Below are 19520 nucleotides of genomic sequence, written 5' to 3'. Positions count from 1 at the left end.
GACTGACCGTCAGTGACGAATTCGGGCGGCGCGCGAAGCTGAAATCTTAGCACGCCACCCGAAGCACTGAAAACCAGCGGCTCGCTCTTCTCGGCTCACAGTAAACGCCTGAAGAGGTTAAAGCCGATGGCAAACTTGCTCGGCGGCAGCGCCAGGTTGCTTGAATTATAACGGCTCGTCGTCGTCGCTTGAGTGTTGGTGAAGGTCAGCGAGAAGACGTGGCGGCCAATGCGCTTTTCGACACCAAAGCCGATTTCGGCTTCCGAGCGATTGTTGAACCCCTTCAAAATGCCTGATTGCTCATCGAAGACCGGCTCGACCTGCCCAAGCTTGAATCCGACGCGCGGCGTATACTCGAACAGCAGTGAAACGGTTGGACGGATGCGCCCATTGACGCCGAAGCCGAACGAGCCGCCGTGCCGGCCGAGGCGGAAGCTTTCCACCGGCTCGGCCGGGAAGAAACCGGGGCGCGGGTTGAACCGCCCGCTGCCGTTGGCATTGATGTGGACGGCGGGCGAGAAAAAGACGTTGGCATAGCGGGTCACGCTGCGCGCCAGCATCGCTTGAATGTTGTAGGTGTAGCGGTTGCTAAAATTCTCCTCACCTTCAACGCTGGCATAGGTCGAGAGCGCCACGGGCGAGCGGCCTGCTTCGCTGAGCCAGTGGTATCCAAGTCCAAGCTCAATCGTTTTACACAGGCCCGGCTGGCAGATTGGCGAGCGGTAGACGTTGGCGTACAAGCGGTCAGTGATGCCGTAAGTGATGCCGAATGACGAGACCGAAAAGCTGTCGAGTCCAAACAGATCCCTGCCGGTATCCTCAAGCGGGCGCACAGGCTCCGCGAAGCGATGGGTGAAGTATAGATTCAAGCTGTGACGCCGCACCTGCTTGGGCGTCGGCACGTTGACGACGTGGTAATCATAAGGCTCATTCTCCTTGCTGCTCTCGCGTGGTTTGGCGGCCACGACCGGCGGCGCGCCCGGTTGCTGGCTGGGCGCAGGCTCCCTGGACTCCACGCGGGCAAAGGTCTTGCTGCGCGTGTCTATGCGCAGGCGCTCGCCATTGACTTCAACGTAAGCGACGCCCTCTGCGTTATCATCGAAGCTGACGCGCACGTCGCTGGCCGGCTCAACGCCGGTGACAATCATCTCGCCGGTCATCTCATCGTGACCGTCGCCGCAATAGACCGAGCATGAGAAGCTAAACTTGCCTTCGCGGTCCGGTGTAAGCTCGATCACTTTAGTCTGCTTCGCCTTGATCGTCTCTTTGACGTTGAATTCCTTCAGCGCGAAGCCGTGATCGACATCTTCGGAGGTGACGACGAGGCGAACGGGCTCGCCCTTGCGAACGGTGATCGTCCGCGGCAGAAACTCAAACTTGCGCGCGGTGATTCTTATTTCGCGCGCCGAATCGGCCGGGGTTTCAGCAGAGGCGGTGGTAAAAAGAAACAGCAGCGCCAGCGGCGCAAGCAGCGCGAGGTGTCGCGTAGTCGTTCTCATTCGAGTGAGCTCCTGTTTATTTGATTGATGGGAAGAGTTCGATTGCTGACCTCGATCGCCGGTGAGTATAACGCATCGCCATCGCCTTTCCAAAATCCGGCGCCGACAATCACTGGTTGAACGCCCGCTGCGGCTCTGCTTGCATTGAGTCTGCGGCGGAAACGAGTATGATTGCACAGGTAGAATCCACATCTCAGGTTTGACATGGCAAAGAAAGCGACGACGAAAAACACACCGAAGACGAAGCAAAGCGGGCAGGCGCTGAAGGTCGCCGTTATCGCGGCGGTGATTGTCGGCCTCGCCCTTGTCTATCTCCTGTTGTTGCGCCCCAACGCCTCGGCGCCGACGCACAGCACCAACAGCAATCAATCGCAGGGGAATGCGCCGGCGAAGCGCGACGATTTCGAGATCGTTAACAATTACCCGCACGACCCGCAGGCGTTTCTACAGGGCTTGCTCTGGTACGACAACGGCTTTTATGAGAGCACGGGGCTCGAAGGCCACTCAACCTTGCGCCGTGTCGAATTCCCCTCCGGCAAAGTCGTTCAATCGATCAGCCTCGCGCCCGACCTATTTGCCGAAGGGCTGGCGCTTGTCGGTGACCGCCTGGTCCAGCTCACCTGGCAAACGCATCGCGGCTTTGTTTACGACCGCGCCTCGTTCAAGCTGTTGCGCGAGTTCCGCTATGACACAGAAGGCTGGGGCATCACCTATGATGGCAAGCAATTGGTGATGAGCGATGGCAGCAATACGTTGACCTATCTCGACCCCGAAACCTTTCAGCCGGTGCGCCGCCTCAACGTGACATGGAATGGCCGCGCGCAAGATCAACTGAACGAGCTTGAATACATCGAGGGCGAGATATGGGCCAACGTCTGGCAGCAGGATTGGATACTGAGAATTGACCCGGAGACGGGGCGCGTAAAATCCTATCTCGACATGAAGAATCTCTTGCCGCCGCAGTTGCGCACAGGCTCCGAGGATGTCCTCAACGGCATTGCCTACGACCCACAATCGAAACGCATTTTTGTGAGCGGCAAAAAATGGCCACGCCTGTTCGAGATACGCCTGAAATGAAGAGTCGGCGCTTATCTGTGTGATTCCTCAAGCCGTTCAACCAGCTCCTGTGGCGTCGTCGCCGGAGCCAGGCAGGTGAAATTCCGACAAACATAGACCGTAGCCCGCCCGTCAACCTGCGGGCGATCCGCGAGCAATTTGATGGCTTCGGCGGCCTGCGCGTCGCCCGGCTGGCAGCCCGCAACGACCTTGTTGGGCAGATAGCGCGAATAGATTTCTTCGATAAACCGCCGGACTTCGTGCGAATCCACGTCGCCAATGATGGCGACCTCTTTTGCTTCTGACAGGTAGAAATCGAGCGCCGTGAGCATGTAGCCGAAGGCCGAAGGATACTTCGTCATCACCTTCTGCATGGTGCGTAGGATCATCGCCGCGAACTTCTGATAATCGCCCTCGCCGGTCAACAGGTGCAGCTTCAAGAAGGTCAGCGCCGCCACCGAATTGCCCGAAGGAATGGCGTTATCAAAATAGTCTTTGGTGCGCGTAATCAATTCTTCGTGATCCTCGGAGGTGAAGTAGAAGCCGCCCGACGGCGCGTCCCAGAACTGCGCGATCATGGTGTCGGCCAGCTCGCGCGCCGCGACAAAGTAACGGGTTTCAAAGGTCGCTTCATACAACGCCAGCAACCCTTCGATAACGTAGGCGTAGTCTTCGAGGTAGCCGTTAAGCTTTGCCTGCCCTTCCTTGTAGGTGCGCAACAAACGGCCATCGCGCATAAGCTGAGTCAGAATGAAGTCGGCGTTGCGCATCGCCACTTGCCGATAATCGTCGCGGCTCAAAATGTTGGCGGCTTCCGCAAAAGCCGTGAGCATCAGGCCATTCCATGCGGCTAAACATTTGTCGTCGCGGCCCGGTCGCACGCGCGCCTCGCGGGCATGAAACAGACGCGTTGCGCCGGCCTTTAACTGCCGCCACGTCTTATCGACATCGAGCCCCTTTGCCGCCGCGAAGGCTTCGAGGTTTTGTGGCGTGTTGAGAATCGATTGGCCATGCTCGAAGTTGCCGCCTTCGGTCACATCATAGAACTCGCAGAACAGCCGCCCCTCTTCTTCGCCGAGCAGACGGATCACCTCCGCGGGCGTCCAGACATAAAACTTACCTTCTTCGCCTTCGCTGTCGGCGTCCTCCGACGAGTAGAAGCCGCCGCTGCGGTCGGTCATGTCGCGGATGATGTATTCAAAGGTCTCTTCGGCGATGCGGCGATAGTCGGCATTCCCGGTCTGCTGGTAAGCATAAAGGTAGATGCGCGCCAGCAAGGCGTTATCGTAAAGCATCTTCTCGAAGTGCGGCACCAGCCAGCGCGCATCCACAGAGTAACGCGCAAAGCCGCCGCCGAGGTGGTCGTACATGCCGCCGGCGGCCATGCGCTGAAGCGTCGTTTCGACCATCGCCAGCGCCTCGGGCGAGCCCGTGCGCCGGGCATAGCGCAAGAGAAACATCAGGCTCATCGAAGGCGGGAACTTTGGCGCGCCACCAAAGCCGCCCCACGTCGCATCGAAGTTGCGCGACAGTCCAAGGAAAGCCTCCGTCAATAGATTATTAGTCAGCATCTCTTCCGAGGCGGCGAAGCGATTGATCTTGTTAATCTCCGAGGTGATCGCCGTCGCGCTCGACAGGACATCGTCGCGGCGGTTGCGATACGAATCGCTGATGGCGTGCAGCACTTGAGGGAACGACGGCATGCCTTGGCGCGGCACCGGCGGATAATAGGTGCCGCCATAAAATGGCTTGAGGTCGGGCGTCAGAAAGACGGTCATCGGCCAGCCGCCGTGCCCGGTCATCATCTGCACGGCGTTCATGTAGATCGCATCGATGTCGGGACGTTCCTCGCGGTCAACCTTGATGCAAACAAAATGGTCGTTCATCAACTGCGCGATGGCTTCGTTTTCAAACGACTCGTGCTCCATGACGTGGCACCAGTGACAGGCCGCGTAGCCGACGCTTAATAGTATCGGCTTATCTTCGGCGCGTGATTTCGCCAGCGCTTCAGGCCCCCAGGGATACCAATCCACGGGATTGTGCGCGTGCTGGATGAGATAGGGACTGGTCTCGTTGATTAAGCGATTCGTGTGCTTATGCTCTGACATCGCGCCCTCGACGCAAAGGAGTCGGCCACACGAAGACTATAATGGTTGGGTTGTTGATGCGCTAGCCGCCGCCCTCTTCAATCGGGCGAGACGTTGGCGCCAAAGCTGGCGTGACAGGGCTTGCCGCTGCTGTCAGAGCCGATGCTAGTGCAGATGATTCGACCTTGCCAGTCGGCGGGCCCACGCCCGGGCATCTCGACGCTAACCGTAAAGCTCAAAGTGCCATCGGCGCCGAGGCGGTGAAAGAAGGGAATCTGCTGCTGCCGCGTCGCGCCGCTGGTCGAGCGAGTGACGATGGCGAGCCGTTCCCATTGCGTGGCGTGGCCAGCATGGTCGGCCATGTGGAATGTCAGATCATAGCGATAGCCGCCGGCGGTGCGCGCCGCGCGCACCCCTGCCAGACGCGCCGTGACCAATCCGAAGGTGCCGCGCGGCAAGATCAGCTCAGTCGCCGCGGGCTGGCGCGTCGTCGGCGTCTGGGCGCTGACGGCCTGTTGAGGATGTCGCGCCGGCGCATCGCCTGGCTCAAGGGTTTCTGCTTGCGTGTGCGCGTCGGTGGCTCGCCTCGCCGCGGGGGGCGCTTCGTCAATGTGGCGCGGCGTTTTCGGCTGTGGCTCCTCGACGTTCTGGGCACGAGCCGGGCCGGAGTCGCTTGAAACATCAGCCGGAGGCGGATTCACGCTCGCCTGGTTTTGATAGTCAGACGCCGTCTGCGGAGTCTGAATCGTAATGCTCGGCTGCTGCGAGATGGTTTTTGCGCTCGCGGGCTTCGTAGTAGAGGGCGTGGGCCTGCGCGAAGCGTTCGAGATCACGGCATAGAGGCCGAGCAGTGCCAGCACGACAAGCGCGGCCACAATCCCAATCGCCAAGAGGCGATGTCTTCGCGCGTCGTCGTCAGGCGCAACGGCCGACGGCAATTCCTCAGGCGCGCTCGCCTCTTTGACAGGCGGCTGGGCGAGATTTTCGAGCGTCTCTTCGTAGGCTTCAAGCGCGGAGCGCCGCGAGTGGGTTTCGTCTGAGACGAGATGAAGCCGGCGACCTGCGGGTGACTTTGCTGTCCGCGCGTCTCCTGCCGCCGATGTGTTGTCCTTCTCAGCTCCTTTGGTTCCCTCGACAAGCGTCGGCATGCCATGCGTGGTCAGCGCCGTGTGATGCACGGGGCATTCGGTGAAGGTCAAAGGGTACTCGGCGGCGCAGGCAGGGCAATAGAGAACGACGGCGTCAACCGCCTGAGACTTTGCCGAGGGGCTCTCCTCTATTCGCGCCGAAGCCGGCGTTTGGCTGAGCGTTGCGCCATCCTCGGGGCAAAACTGATATTCATCTCTTAGCGCGATGCCGCATTCCGGGCAGGTCTTCATAGCCTCCTCCGCTCTCGGGCTCAGGTTGGTGCCAACAACTGGAACTTCCAATAGGCTGATGCGTTTGCCCTGCTGTGAGGTTGCCTCTTTGGTCATCAGCCCTTAGCCCAAGGTTACCGGTTTTTTCAGCGCCTCGCGCGGGTTTGTAAGCGAGGGGCAAATGACCAATGACAAATGACAAAATGATCGGTTATTCTTAAGGGTGATGCGAACAAGCTTAAACCTCTCAGCGCGGCCATTCGCCAACCATCGGCTGTTGTATATTGCCGTTGCCGCCATCCTGCTTATCAGCCTGTGGCTCTATCTGTGGACGAGCTCGCAGCGGAGCCTGGTCGCGGCCCGTGCCGACAGCCTTGCCGTGCGCGTGCGCGATGCGCGCGACCGGCTCGAAAGCGCCCGCCAGGAAAATCAGAAGAACAACAAGGCGCAGGAGCAGCCGCCGGTCAGCGATATTGATCGGCTGGAGCTGGCCTCGGCGCGGCAGTTGCTGGCGCGCCGCGCTTTTTCAATCAATCGCGTGATGGCCGACCTCGAACATTATGTCCCGAAGGACGCCAGGCTGGTCGGCCTGAAGGTCGAGAAGGTCGCGCCGCTCGGGCAGCCGATTACCGCCGCCATCGAAGTTAAGGCGATTGGCAAGACACCGGCGCAGTTAACCGAGATGATGGAGAAGATCGAAAAGTCGGGCGGCCTGTTCGCCATCCGCCAGTCGACGCAGGAAGCCTCGCAGGATACCAGCGAAGTGCCGTTCACGCTCGTTCTGGTCTACACCCCCGGTGGAGGTGAGGCACAATGAGCACGCGTGTTGAAGAACGGGTATCGCGCGTCACCGTTCGGCGCAAACGCGGGCGCTTGCCTCTGGGCTTGAGCGGCGCGGAGATCGGCGCGGCCATCGTGGCGCTGCTCGTCTTTTTGCTGGCGGTCTTCTATTACTTCACCGCGCTCAGTCCCGAACAGTCACGGCTGCGCGCTCAGGAGCAAGAGCTTCAGCGGCTCAACGACGAGCTGGCGCAGACCCAGACGACAACCGGCGGCCTTCGTGGGCCGAACATCAAAGACGCGCTCGCCAGCCTGCAAACTTTCAAGAGTGACATCCTGAGGCCGCTGGCGACGGGCCGCATCGCGCTGATTAACGAGGTCAACGCGCTCGCCAAGAAGCACAGCGTCACGCTGACCAGCGGCATCGATATGCCGCTTGAAAAAGGCGCTGCCAAGGCTGAAGAGAACGACAGCAAGCGCAAGAAGCGGGCCGAAGAATTGATCAACGCCTTCCCGCGCCTCGACATGCATTTTACGGTATTTGGCCAATACGCGAACCTGCGGGCCTTCCTCAACGACCTGGAGCATAACAAGCAGTTCTTTGTTATTAAGTCGGCGAACTTCGTGTTGCAGGAAGACAAAGGCGGCGAAGGCGGGGGCCGCCATCGTGGCCGCCCCGCCGGCTCCGGCCTGGCATTGGCGGTTGACGCCTCGGCCTATTTTCAACCTTAAAGCAGCGCGCCCCGTGTCGCCGTGTGTTGGCAGAGTGAATCAATGGCAAAAGGCAACAAATCAGAAAAACGAAAACGACTCCTGCTGGTTGCGCTCGGCGGCCTGTTCGTCTTCGTGCTGATCTACAATCTGTTCTTGAGCCCGCCGTCGCGGCCGACCCGCAAGCCGAGCAATTCGAATGCGCCGGCTGTGGCGACGCCGACCGCGACGACTTCGCAGCCGGGCACGGCGCAACCGGCACCCCCGAAGGCCACCGGCCAGCCTGAAGAGGTCGTCTACCAGTTGATGCAGGACTTGACGCCGCTCGATCTGCGCCACACGACCGCGAGCGGCCCGGTCGAGCCGGATAAAGAACGCGGCGGCGTCACCGTCTTTGCCTACTACGTTCCGCCGCCGCCGCCGCAGCCGCCACCACCGCCGCCGCCGCCGATTACGCTTGGTGGCGTCACACCGGCTTCGGCAGTCGCGGGCACGCCGCGCCGCATCACATTAACCGTCGCCGCCAACATCATCCCGACGGACGCCCAGCTCATGTTCGATGGCGCCGTGCGCCCGTCGCGGCGGCTCAACGAGCATCAAATCGCCACTGACGTTGACCCGAGCGAATACGCCTCGGCGCGTTCGATCTCCATCACGGTCAAATCGGCGAGCGACCCCAAGATGTTCTCGACGCCGGCAACCTTCTCGGTGCAGCCGGCCCCTGAGCCGCAGTTCCGTTACATCGGGCGGCTCGGCGAGCAAGGGCTTTTTGAGCTAATGGGCACGAAAGAGATCAAGCGGCTGGGGCGCGGCGACTCGATTATGAATCAGTGGCGCATTGACGCCATCACCGACCAGGGCGTTGACGTGACGCTGACTCAGTACGACATCAAGCGCCGCGTGCCGCTGACTGAGAAAACGCGATGAGAAAGACGGCTCAAACCACATCGCCGGAATCTTCTGCTTGCGCCCTTCGTCCGGCCCGTGACGGCCAGCGCGGCTATGCGCTGCTCGGCTTGATCCTGACGCTGGCCATCCTGAGCATCTATCTGGTGTCGGCGGTCGTGCCGAACGTCAAGATGGAGGTGCAACGCTCGAAAGAAGAGGAGATGATCTATCGCGGCAACCAGATGGCCAAGGCCATCGCCCGCTACTATGGCGGGCGCATTCTTCGGCCTTTACAGCTTCGCGTGCCGCCGCCTTATGGCTTCCTGAAGGATCTGAAGAAGCTGCGCGATGGCGTCACCCTCGGGGTGACGCAAGTGAAGTTTGCGCGGGCGTCAGAGTTGATTGACCCGATGACCGGTGTTGAGTGGGAGCCTGTGCGCGCCCGCGACCCGCGCATCCTCGGCGTCCTGCAAGCTTATGCAATGACCGCCAACTGGACGATTACGCCTGACTATTCGCTGATTGCCGCCGCAACGGCGGTCAAGCATGCCGCCCGCAATCCCAACGCCTCGGAGACCCCGCCTGCGGGAGCGAATACCAACCGGCCCGGCGGCGCTGTGGGGCGGCCACCGGCCAGGCCCAACGACGAAGATGATGACGATGATGATGATGACGATGAGCCGCAGATGAACGACCCGCTCGGCCACCTGTTTAAATCGGACGGCAATTCACAGTTCGGGCAATCGGACCTGCCGATTGTCGGCGTTGCGCCCAAGCTCAAGGGCAAAGCCATTCGCCCGCTTTATGGCCTTGAGAACTACGAGGAATGGGTCTTCATCTACATTCCGCCGAACCCGCAGAATTTCGCGCCCGGCAATCCGCAATTCCGGGAGGAGCAACCGGGCCGGCTCCCAGTCAGCCCATAGCGTCACCAGCAGGCTGCTACAACGGTCGCTCTCGAATTGCAAAATGTTTGTAATTTGAGAGCGATCTGCTTTTTCGGCGCTCGACTTTTGGCTACACTACGAAAAGCAAATCTTCAAATACAGCGGCGAAACTCTGAGCAGTGCCCAGTTGATCGATTATGGCAACGATTGAACGGCAGCACGACGAGCCGCACGGCTCAAGCGAAGCTTCATCGCAAACGACGGCGGGCGCGGCGGACGCGCAACTGATTCGCGGCGTCGGCCTGACCAGCGCCACGACGCTGAACATGATCGATATGATCGGCGTCGGCCCGTTCATCACCATCCCGACGATTATCGCCGCCATGAGCGGCCCGCAAGCGATGATCGGCTGGATCTGCGGCGCGCTGCTGGTGATGTGCGATGGGCTGGTGTGGGCCGAGCTGGGCGCGGCGATGCCGGGCTCGGGCGGCTCGTACCGCTACCTCAAAGAAATTTACAACCCGAACAAGCTGGGCCGCATGGTCTCGTTTCTCTTCATCTGGCAATTGACCTTTAGCGCGCCCCTGTCGATTGCGACGGGCTGTATTGGACTGGCGCGCTACGCCAGCTACATCTGGCCGGGATTGACCAGAGTCTTTTTCGTCCTCGGCACAGACAAGGTGGGCATCAACGTCACCGGCACGACCTTTGTGGCGATGGGCACGATTGCGCTGGCGGTGCTGTTGTTGTATCGCCGCATCACGATCATCGGGCGGCTGGCGAAGTATCTCTGGATCGGCGTGCTGTTGACGGTGGCGTGGGTGATCTTTGCCGGAGTGACGAACTTTGAGAGCGCCCGCGCCTTCGATTTTCCGGCCGGGGCGTTTACGCCGTCGCTGGCCTTCTTTCAGGGACTCGGCGCCGCCATGCTGATCGCGGTATATGATTACTGGGGCTATTACAACGTCTGCTTCTTTGGCGGCGAAGTCAAAGACCCCGGCTATGTCATCCCGCGCGCCATCATCTATTCGATTCTCGCGGTCGCTGCCATCTACATCGTGATGAATATCAGCATCCTCGGCGTCATCCCTTGGCGCGATCTGGCCGAGACCGGCAAGCCCGAAAATGATGAGCTACAGCGGCACATCATCTCGAACCTCATGCAGCGGCTCTATGGCAACTGGGCCGGCAGCCTGGCGAGCCTGTTGATTATGTGGACGGCGTTCGCCTCAGTCTTCTCCTTGCTGTTGGGTTATTCGCGTGTGCCATACGCGGCGGCGACGGATGGCAATTACTTCAAGGCGTTCGCGCGCGTCCATCCGACGCACCGCTTCCCGCAGGTGTCGCTACTGGTGATGGGAGGGGTGGCGGCGGTTTGCTGTTTGTTCCGGTTTGAAGACGTGTTGAAAGCCATGGTGGTGATTCGCATCATGGTGCAATTCCTGGCGCAGATTGCCGGCGTCATGGTGCTGCGCTGGCGGCGGCCAGAGATGCCGCGCCCGTTTCGCATGTGGCTTTACCCTGTGCCGGCGGTGGTCGCGCTCTTTGGCTTCGTCTACGTGCTGGTGATGCGTAAGAAATCGACTGAACAGATTTACCTGGCGCTGGCGCTGGTGGTCGTCGGTTCGGTGATCTATCTGGTGCGCGCCCGCCGTCAACGACTGTGGCCTTTTGCCGGGCCGCAAGCGGCGCCGTCGAGTGGCGATTGATAACCTTCGGTCAACCAATCTATGGGCGATATGAAAAACTTCACAACACGCCGGGGCGTTACCTTTGTTATTCTGCTTACGATTGCCTTCGCGTCGCCAACCCGTCTGATGCTGCCTGAGCGGGCGAGTGCCGATGCGCGCGCCGCCGAGGATCGCGGCGCGGCGGGACTGGGGCAGGCGCTCAAACGGCTCGGAACCATTGCCAGCGCCCTGCATACGGGGGCGCACCCTGACGACGAAGACAGTGGCCTGCTCGCTTATCTGGCGCGCGGCCGTCAGGCGCGCACCGCCTATCTTTCCTTGACGCGTGGCGACGGCGGCCAGAACCTCATCGGCCCTGAGCTGTACGAGACGCTCGGCGTCATCCGCACCGAAGAACTCCTGGCGGCGCGGCGCATAGACGGCGCGCAGCAGTATTTCTCTCGTGCCTTTGACTTCGGCTTCAGCAAATCTCCGCAGGAAGCATTCGCCAAGTGGGACCGTGAAGCCGTGCTGTCGGATATGGTGCGGGTCATTCGCACCTTCCGGCCTCTGGTGATTGTTTCGGCGTGGTCGGGCACGCCGCTTGACGGGCACGGCCATCATCAAGCCTCAGGCATCCTGACGCCCGAAGCCTATCGCGCCGCCGCCGACCCTTCACGTTTTCCTGAACAGCTCAAGGAAGGCTTGCGCCCGTGGCAGGCAAAGAAGCTCTATATCCGCGTGCCGCCTCGCGAAGAGTTGAACAGAGGCCAGGAGGCACCCGCGCCGACGCTGACGATCAACAAAGGTCAGTTCGACCCGCTGCTCGGTCGCAGTTATTACGAGATCGCCGCGCAAGGACGCAGCCAGCACCGCTCGCAAGATCAGGGCACACTCGAACGGCGCGGTCCGCAGTTCTCGCGCCTGCGCCTGGTCGAAAGCGCCATCGGGCAGGTGAAAGATGAGAAGAATATCTTTGAAGACATCGACGTTGGGCTGACCGGTATTGCCGCTTTCGCGGGTCAGTCGGAGGCGCGCTTGCGGCCGGCGCTCGCAGCGATACAGCAAGTGGCTGACGAAGCCCTTGCGCAATACAACCCGCTCAAGCCAGGCCCGGTTGCGTTCACCATTGCTCGTGGCCTGCATCAATTGAGACAACTGCAAGCCGGGCTTGCAGGGTTTAACCTGACCGATGACCAGCGATACGAGGTCGGCTTCTTGCTCGGCAAGAAGGAGGCGGATTTTAGCGACGCGCTGGCGCGTTCGCTCGGTGTGGTGGTCGATTGCCTGACTGATGATGAACTGGTCACCCCAGGCCAAAGCTTCGCGATCAGTGTTCAAGTTTTCGCACCGCCCGGCGCTGATGTGCGCTCTTTCAACCTCAACTCGCCGCAGGGCTGGACGGCCGAACCACAAAAAGAGAAGGCCACAAGAGAGGAAGGCCGACCCACGGCGCAACGCGATTTCAAAGTCACCGTCGCCGCTGATGCAGAAGCGACGGAACCCTACTGGCTCAAGAATCCGCGCAAAGGAGATATGTTCGTGCCGGGCAGCGGCGGCACGGGTATCGAGCCGGTTGCGCCGCCCGTGATCAGCGCAACCGTCGAGTTAGAGATCGCCGGCGAGCCGGTCGTCATCAATCAAGCGGCGCAGTTCCGCTTTGCCGACAAGGCGCTTGGCGAGATTCGCCGCGAGTTAAAGGTCGCGCCGGCGCTCTCGCTCGCCGTGTCGCCTTCGCTGCTGGTCTACCCGCAATCAAGCAAGCCGCTGGCGCGTGAGATCAACCTGACGGTCACGAACAATCAGAAGGAGGGCGCGCGCGGCGTGGTCAGCCTGCGCAAAGTCAAAGGCTGGACGCTGGCGCCTGCCGAAGCCGCTTTCGACCTCAAGCGCGAAGGCGAGCAGCAGAGCTTCAGCTTTACGGTGACGGCCCCGGCTGGCGCGAGTGATTCGCGCCACATCGTCGCGGTGGCACAGACGGCGGACGGGCGCGAGTACCGCGACAGTTATCAGCGCATCGCTTACCCGCACATCGAATCGCGTCTGATCGCCCGGCGCGCCGAGACCGAGGCCCTGTCATTCAATGTGAAGGTCGCGCAGGGATTGCGCGTCGGCTATATCGAAGGCGCCGGCGACGACTTTGCCAATGCCTTGAAACGCATGGATGTGGACGTGCATACGCTCGATTCTCGTGAGCTGGCCTCGGGCGATTTGAGCAAATACGATGTGATCGTCTTAGGCATACGGGTCTACGAGGTCAGACCGGACGTGATCGCCAACAACGCGCGGCTGCTCGATTACGCGAAGCAGGGCGGGACGCTGATCGTGCAGTACAACAAGAACGAGATTGCCGCCGGCAACTTCACGCCATACCCCGTGAAGATGAAGCAGGGAATGCCCGACCGCGTGACCGACGAGACGGCGCATGTGACGCTGCTCGATCCTTCGCATCCGCTCTTCAATTACCCGAACAAGATCACCGAGGCCGATTTCGCCGGCTGGGTGCAGGAGCGCGGCACTTACTTCTTCAGCGAATGGGACGCGCAGTACAAGCCGCTGCTGGCTTCGCACGATGCGAATGAGGAAGAGAAGCGCGGCGGCGAGTTGATCGTGCCGGTCGGTAAAGGATATTACATTTACACGGGCTACGCGTGGTTTCGCCAGTTGCCGGTGGGAGTCCCCGGCGCGTATCGCATGATCGCCAATCTGGTGAGCTTTCCGAAAGCCGGGGCGGCCCGCGGCGCGGCGCGGTAAGTAGAGGTTTAGCGCGTATTCACGCTCGACTTTTGCAGCGTCGCCTCGGCGGCTTCGAGCGCCGCGTCGCGGTGGTGTTGCAGGTCGGCCAGCGTCAGCGGCACCGCATGGTTGGGCGTAACCCCGACGCCCTCGATGCGATGGCCCTGCGGCGAAATGTATTTCAATTCGCTGACCGCAAGCTCGCTGCCGCCTTTCAGCTTTTTGAAGTGCGAAATGCCCAGCACGCAGCCGCAGCTCTGCCGCCCGACTACCGCCGCCCGACCGTTCTCCTGCATCGCCACCGAGAACAACTCCGAGCCGCTGCCCGACCCTTCATTTACCAGGATCACCACCGAGCCCTTATAAACCTGATCGTCGCGATCCGTATAGAGGCTGAGGGTTTTGCCGCTGCGCGACACGAACTGGCCAAACGACACTCGTGTACTGAAGAAAGAACTGGCGATCTTAACGACCTCCTGAGCTTCACCGCCGGGGTTGCCGCGCAGGTCAACGATGATGCCGGGAGCGTCTTTAAAATTATCCAGCGCCCGCTTGAAATCTTTATGCGCCGGCGATTTCCATAAGGTTAGCTTAATGTAGCCGACGCCCGACCCCAACCGCCGGGCGATCACCTGCGCGACATCGGAAACGATGCGCCGCGTCAGGCGGACTTCGAGCGGCGATCCATCAGCGCGCGCCAGCGTCAAATGTAGCGGAGTGCCCGGCTCGCCCTCGACCAGCTGGCGGTAGATGCGCAGCTTGACGGCGCGCTCTGTCGACGTGCCGGCGACGCGGGCTTGCGCCTCGGCGATTTTTTGCGCCACGGGCTTACCGCCGATGGCGACGACCAGCATGCCAACCTCGACGCCCATGCGCGCGGCGTCGGAATTCGGCTCAACGCTGACGACGACCGGCTTGCCTTCGACTTCGGCGATGGAGACCCCCGCGGTGATGGCTTTAAGCTGCTCGCGCTCCATGCGCTCGCGCGGCGTCGCGAATCGCGTGTGGGCGTCGCGCAGCTCGCCGACCATCTTTTTCATCGCGGTGTAGAAGTCTTCGTCACTGCTCGCGGTTTCGACGACCGGGCGATACTGCTCGCGCACGGCGCGCCAGTTAACGCCATTAAAAGAGGGGTCGTAATACTTCTCGTTGATCGTTGCCCAGGTTTCGCTGAATATCTCCTGGCGGTCTCTCTGGGTTAATCTGGCGACGCCTGTGGACGGATCGTTGGTGCTGCGTTCGAGCGCCTGCCGCTTGTGGCTATGGTGCGCCGCCGCCGGATTGGCGAGCGCCGCCAGCAACAGTAACAGGGCAAATGCGTCTTGCAGAATTGAGGCTTTGCGGCTAAACAATCTCGTCTACTCCTTTACCACCGGCTCATCTGATTCCGTCGGCGCATAGTTGATGATAACAAAACAGCCTCGGCGAATACTACTGATAAACCATGCCTGGATAGCAGGCGGGCGATTCCTTTGCGGCGAAGTTGACGCCTGTTGCGGCGCGTTGATAACGTGTAAGGCTGACTTGATACGCCCGACAACCGAAAGGAATTCTCTATGCTTCCCCCTTTTCAAAACGAGCCGCTCACCGATTTTTCAAACGAGCGCAACGCCGCCGTGATGCGCGAGGCGATTGCCAATGTCGAAGCGGCCTTTGGCCGTGATTACCCGCTGATCATCGGCGGCAAACGCTACACGACCGGCGATATGCTGGCTTCGCCGAACCCTTCAAACTATGACGAAGTCGTCGGCCTCGTTCATAAGGCGACGGTCGAATTGGCCGACAAGGCGATTGAGGCCGCCACCGCCGCGTTCAAAGAATGGAAGCAGGTCGCGCCCGAAGTGCGCGCCCGCTATCTGCTGAAGGCCGCGGCGATGCTGCGCCGGCGCAAAGCCGAGTTCGCGGCGCTGATGGTGCTGGAAGTCGGCAAATCATGGGTCGAAGCCGACGCCGACGTTGCCGAGGCGATTGACTTCGCGGAATTCTACGCCCGCGAGATGATCCGTTACGGCGGCACACATGGGCTGACGCCGCTCGCGGGCGAGCAGAACGAGCTGTATTATGTGCCGCTCGGCGTCGGCATCGTCATTCCGCCGTGGAATTTCCCGCTGGCTATCATGGCCGGCATGACGCTGGCGGCGGTCGTCACCGGCAACACCGTCGTCCTCAAGCCGTCGAGCGATAGCCCTGTGATTGCGGCGCGCTTCGTCGAGCTACTTGAAGAAGCCTCGCTGCCGCCGGGCGTCGTCAACTTTCTGCCGGGCAGCGGCGGGCGCATTGGCGATTTCCTGGTCGGCAACCCGCGCTCGCGCTTCATCGCCTTCACAGGCTCGAAGGAAGTCGGCTTGCACATCAACGAGCTGGCGTCGAAGACCGCCGAGGGCCAGCTCTGGATTAAGCGCGTCGTCGCCGAGATGGGCGGCAAAGACACAATCGTCGTTGACGAAACGGCAGACCTTGACGAAGTGGCCGAAGGCGTGACCGCCTCGGCGTTCGGTTTTTCGGGACAGAAGTGCTCGGCCTGCTCGCGGGTTGTCGTGGTTGACGAGGTTTATGACAAGTTGCTTGAGCGCGTCGCCGTTCGTGCAGGAAGGCTGCGCGTCGGCCCGACACGCGAGCAAGAGAATTGGATGGGGCCGGTGGCGAGCCGCAGCGCCTATCAATCCATTTCGGACTACATCGAGATCGGCAAGGGCGAAGGCCGTTTGCTTGCGGGCGGCGAGCCGCTCAGTGCGGAGCAGCGCGGCTGGTTCATCCGCCCGACAGTCATAGGCGACGTCGAGCCGATGGCGCGCATCTCGCAGGAAGAAATCTTCGGGCCGGTGCTGGCGGCGTTTCGCGCCAGGGATTTCGACGCGGCGCTCGACATCGCCAACAACACGCAGTTTGGATTGACCGGCGCGGTCTATAGCCGCGAGCGCAAGCGTTTAGAGCAGGCGCGGCGCGATTTCCATGTCGGCAACCTCTATCTGAACCGCAAGTGTACCGGCGCGCTCGTCGACGTGCATCCGTTCGGCGGCTTCAATATGTCGGGCACAGACTCGAAGGCCGGCGGGCGCGACTACCTGTTGCTTTTTATGCAGGCCAAGTCGGTCGCCGAGAAACTGTAGCCTGTGAGCGCGGGCATCTTGCCCGCCGGTCTTGCGCATGCAAAAGGTTGCGGGCAAGATGCCCGCGCTCACAGGCCATTTTTAAATGATTGACCGGTTTTTCCGGTCACAGCTATCCTATTACCTATGAAGCACAATTTCTTGGCCTTTCTTCTCTGTTTAGCCCTGGCTTTGTCTGCGTTGGCGCAGGACAAGCCGGGCGGGGTGTCATCGAACCGGTCTCAGTCGGCGGGTTTCATTCTGCCTGCCGATGTCAACGTCCGTGTCGAATCCGACCCGCGCACGCTCATTGTGATGGCGGCCATCAACGTCGCCGGATTCGATGCCGAGACCGGCGGGCTGCCGCTATCGCCTTTGCGCGCCGAGCTTCGCAAAGACCTTGTGAATATCGATCCGCAGTTGCGGGCGCGGCTCTCGGCTTTTTACAAAGCCCACCGCCGCCCAGGGGTTGACGAGATGACCGATGCGACGCGCTACGCCGCCTTGAGTCTGCTGATGACGGCGCCGCCGGCATTCAACGTCCACACGCCGCAAGGCGTCATTCTGCCTGAAGAGCTGCAATCGCTCTTGAGCGTCGGAGAGCGAGAAACCGAGCCGACGATTCAGAAGCTGGTGCGCGAGTTTTACCTGACGAGCGGTATTAAAAATTTTCTCGCGAAGTATATGCAGGTCGCCGATGCCTATGCGACTGCTTACCGCCAACCTGTTGGCGAGCTGATCTATCAAACGCTCGAATACTTTCATGCCAGCCCCGAAACGATCATCAATATGCGCCCGCTCGTCATTACGCCGACCGACACCGACACGCGGCGCAAGAAGCAGACCCCGACGGTCGTGGCGCGTAATCGTTCGCGTCAGGTCTTCGTCGTCACCGACCCGCTGCTGGCGATGAATACCTCTGTGGTGCGCGGCGACATCCTGAACCAGAAAGACGACCTGCTGGCGCGGCGCGTCGGCGACGATTATATCGTCATCGTCGGCCCGTCCCGGCTTTACAACATCGACGGCGTGCGCCAGGCGATGATCCGTTTTGTCACCGACCCGCTGGTTGAGCGCCACTTGAAGTTCGCGCTTGATTATAAAGAGCAGATCGGCAAGCTGGTGGCGGCGGTGCCGACAGCGGCGCGGCAGTATAGTTCGAGCGTCTACCTGGTGCTGCGAGAATCGCTGGCCCAGGCGGCAGAGGCGCGGCTGAAGCGGCTGCGGGCGATGGCCGGTGGCCCGCCGTATACGGAGGATGACGCGACGTTTGATCTGGCCCAGGCCTACCTGCGCGGCGCCGTGCTGACGTTCCACTTTTACAGCGCGCTGCGCGACCTCGAATCCGTAGGGCTGAGTCTTGAAACCTTTATCGATCAGATGATCGCCACCGTGAAGTTCGAGCGCGAGGCGACACGCGCCAAAGAATTCGAGTCCGTGGTTGCGCGCGTGGCAGCGGCTCGCAATGCCCGCAAGAGTGAGCCGGCAGCCGAGCCAGCGGGCGTGCCGGTGGCGAAAAAGATGCTCGCCTCGGATGACCTGATTCGTCAGAAGAAGTTCGCCGAAGCGCGCGGCATTCTTGAATCGGTGTTGGCCTCGGACCCGAATAACGCCCGCGCCCTTTACGGGCTGGCGCAGGTCGTTAGCTCGACGCCTTCGGCGGTCGAGCTTGATCCCAAGGCCGACGAAAACGATAAAATCCAGGCACAGCATGACCGCTTCGAGCAGGCGATCAAGCTTTACCATCGGGCCATTGACGCGGCCTCGCCCGAATCCGAAAAGTGGCTCATTCAATGGAGCCATGTCCTGCTTGGCCGCATCTACGACTTTCAGGAATTCCGCAATGACGCGCTCGCCGAATACGACAAGGCGATAGAGATGGGCGACATCGCCAACGGCGCCCTCAAGGAAGCCAGGGAAGGGAAACAGCGCCCCTACGGACAAAAAAATTAAAGACAGTAGGCAGGCGAGCTCTAAGCTCCATTAGGAGCGTGATGTTTATAGTCGAGACGTTGAATAAAGACGAAGCTTCGTAGGAGCGCGATGTCAACATCGCGCTCCTACGAAGCTTGGATTCTTTTCCACACTGGTTGCTATAAACATCGCGTCCCTACGGGACTGTGAACCGTCTGCTTCCTGCTTCCTGCTTCCTGCCTACTACCTACTGCCAACCGACAAATGCTCTATCAACTCTTGACTCATCAGTTGCGGGCGGTTATTATCGTCGCCGTAACAGAGCTGAAAAACAATCAGCCCGTACCTGCCCAATCAATTAACAATTAACTTCCTCACGTTAATTCTGGATTCATAGGAGAGGTGTAAATATGTCTGTCAGTCTGATGGAAAATAACCCGACGGGAGGACGCGTCATCGCCGGTGATAAGCTGGTATTGCGCGTCAACGCTTATGATCCGAATGGCATTCACAAGATTTCCATTCAGTGCTTCCAGTTCAGCATGGGGAATTCCAGCAAGGCCAAGCTCGCTTCGGGCGAATTGATCGTGCCGTCCGACGAGGCCTACGAGCGCAAGACGTTTGAAGTGACTGTGGAGGTCCCTGAGAACGCCGCCTACGGCAAGTGGGGCGTGCAGATGATTGAGTTCACCAACCTGCGCGGCTACAAGGCATGTTTCTACCGCGGCCACGACAAGTTCGATAACCTGGTATTTGAAGTCGTGCCGCCGCCCAGCAAAGAGGACGAGCTGTTGCATTTCAGCGGCGTCGAGCTTGACTCGCGGAACCTCTGCGCATGACGCAGG

General features: G+C 60.6%; 14 protein-coding genes. 10 read left to right on the top strand and 4 right to left on the bottom strand.

Annotation, left to right across the window (positions count from 1 at the left end; genetic code table 11):
* Nucleotides 1-95 precede the first annotated feature (95 nt).
* A complete protein-coding gene (locus VJ464_02985) occupies nucleotides 96-1499 on the bottom strand; it encodes a DUF5777 family beta-barrel protein (GenBank protein HKQ04071.1) in 1404 nt (467 codons plus the stop codon).
* Between the two features lie 204 nt (nucleotides 1500-1703).
* On the opposite strand from VJ464_02985, the gene VJ464_02980 reads away from it, so the two are divergent.
* The gene (locus VJ464_02980; protein HKQ04070.1) at nucleotides 1704-2576 is read left to right on the top strand and encodes a glutaminyl-peptide cyclotransferase; all 873 of its coding nucleotides are present in this window, start codon (nucleotides 1704-1706) and stop codon (nucleotides 2574-2576) included.
* Nucleotides 2577-2587: 11 nt separating this feature from the next.
* Here the strand turns inward: VJ464_02980 and VJ464_02975 are convergent, their stop codons facing one another.
* Together VJ464_02975 and VJ464_02970 are read right to left on the bottom strand one after the other, a co-directional pair.
* Nucleotides 2588-4663, bottom strand: coding sequence for a thioredoxin domain-containing protein (locus VJ464_02975; protein ID HKQ04069.1), 2076 nt, complete (start codon nucleotides 4661-4663; stop codon nucleotides 2588-2590).
* Nucleotides 4664-4740: 77 nt separating this feature from the next.
* On the bottom strand, nucleotides 4741-6021 hold the full coding sequence (locus tag VJ464_02970) for a hypothetical protein (GenBank protein ID HKQ04068.1): 1281 nt from the start codon (nucleotides 6019-6021) through the stop codon (nucleotides 4741-4743).
* Between the two features lie 205 nt (nucleotides 6022-6226).
* Between VJ464_02970 and VJ464_02965 the strand changes: the two genes are divergently transcribed.
* The 6 genes from VJ464_02965 (at nucleotide 6227) to VJ464_02940 (ending at nucleotide 13690) form a co-directional block, all read left to right on the top strand.
* Nucleotides 6227-6817, top strand: a complete 591-nt coding sequence (locus VJ464_02965) for a hypothetical protein (GenBank protein ID HKQ04067.1) — start codon at nucleotides 6227-6229, stop codon at nucleotides 6815-6817.
* Nucleotides 6814-7512, top strand: coding sequence for a hypothetical protein (locus tag VJ464_02960; protein ID HKQ04066.1), 699 nt, complete (start codon nucleotides 6814-6816; stop codon nucleotides 7510-7512). Before VJ464_02965 ends, VJ464_02960 begins: the two co-directional genes overlap by 4 nt.
* A 42-nt stretch (nucleotides 7513-7554) precedes the next feature.
* Nucleotides 7555-8418, top strand: coding sequence for a hypothetical protein (locus VJ464_02955; GenBank protein HKQ04065.1), 864 nt, complete (start codon nucleotides 7555-7557; stop codon nucleotides 8416-8418).
* Nucleotides 8415-9305: a type II secretion system protein gene (locus VJ464_02950; protein HKQ04064.1), complete on the top strand. Its 891-nt coding sequence runs from the start codon at nucleotides 8415-8417 to the stop codon at nucleotides 9303-9305. The genes VJ464_02955 and VJ464_02950 overlap by 4 nt, the downstream gene beginning before the upstream one ends.
* A gap of 158 nt (nucleotides 9306-9463) precedes the next feature.
* A complete protein-coding gene (locus VJ464_02945) occupies nucleotides 9464-10975 on the top strand; it encodes an APC family permease (protein HKQ04063.1) in 1512 nt (503 codons plus the stop codon).
* 30 nt (nucleotides 10976-11005) lie between these two features.
* A complete protein-coding gene (locus VJ464_02940; protein HKQ04062.1) occupies nucleotides 11006-13690 on the top strand; it encodes a PIG-L family deacetylase in 2685 nt (894 codons plus the stop codon).
* An 8-nt stretch (nucleotides 13691-13698) separates the two neighbouring features.
* Here the strand turns inward: VJ464_02940 and VJ464_02935 are convergent, their stop codons facing one another.
* Complete coding sequence (locus VJ464_02935) at nucleotides 13699-15024, bottom strand: S41 family peptidase (protein HKQ04061.1); 1326 nt, start codon at nucleotides 15022-15024, stop codon at nucleotides 13699-13701.
* Between the two features lie 204 nt (nucleotides 15025-15228).
* Here VJ464_02935 and pruA point away from each other — a divergent pair, with 204 nt between their 5' ends.
* The 3 genes from pruA to VJ464_02920 all read left to right on the top strand — a co-directional run bounded on the left by pruA (nucleotide 15229) and on the right by VJ464_02920 (nucleotide 19514).
* Complete coding sequence (gene pruA, locus VJ464_02930) at nucleotides 15229-16782, top strand: L-glutamate gamma-semialdehyde dehydrogenase (protein HKQ04060.1); 1554 nt, start codon at nucleotides 15229-15231, stop codon at nucleotides 16780-16782.
* A gap of 204 nt (nucleotides 16783-16986) precedes the next feature.
* Nucleotides 16987-18714: a tetratricopeptide repeat protein gene (locus VJ464_02925; GenBank protein ID HKQ04059.1), complete on the top strand. Its 1728-nt coding sequence runs from the start codon at nucleotides 16987-16989 to the stop codon at nucleotides 18712-18714.
* Between the two features lie 371 nt (nucleotides 18715-19085).
* A complete protein-coding gene (locus VJ464_02920; GenBank protein ID HKQ04058.1) occupies nucleotides 19086-19514 on the top strand; it encodes a hypothetical protein in 429 nt (142 codons plus the stop codon).
* Nucleotides 19515-19520 lie beyond the last annotated feature (6 nt).

The organism is Blastocatellia bacterium, from assembly GCA_035275065.1.
GTDB lineage: Bacteria > Acidobacteriota > Blastocatellia > UBA7656 > UBA7656 > DATENM01.
This window is presented reverse-complemented; position numbering and strand designations above follow the sequence as displayed.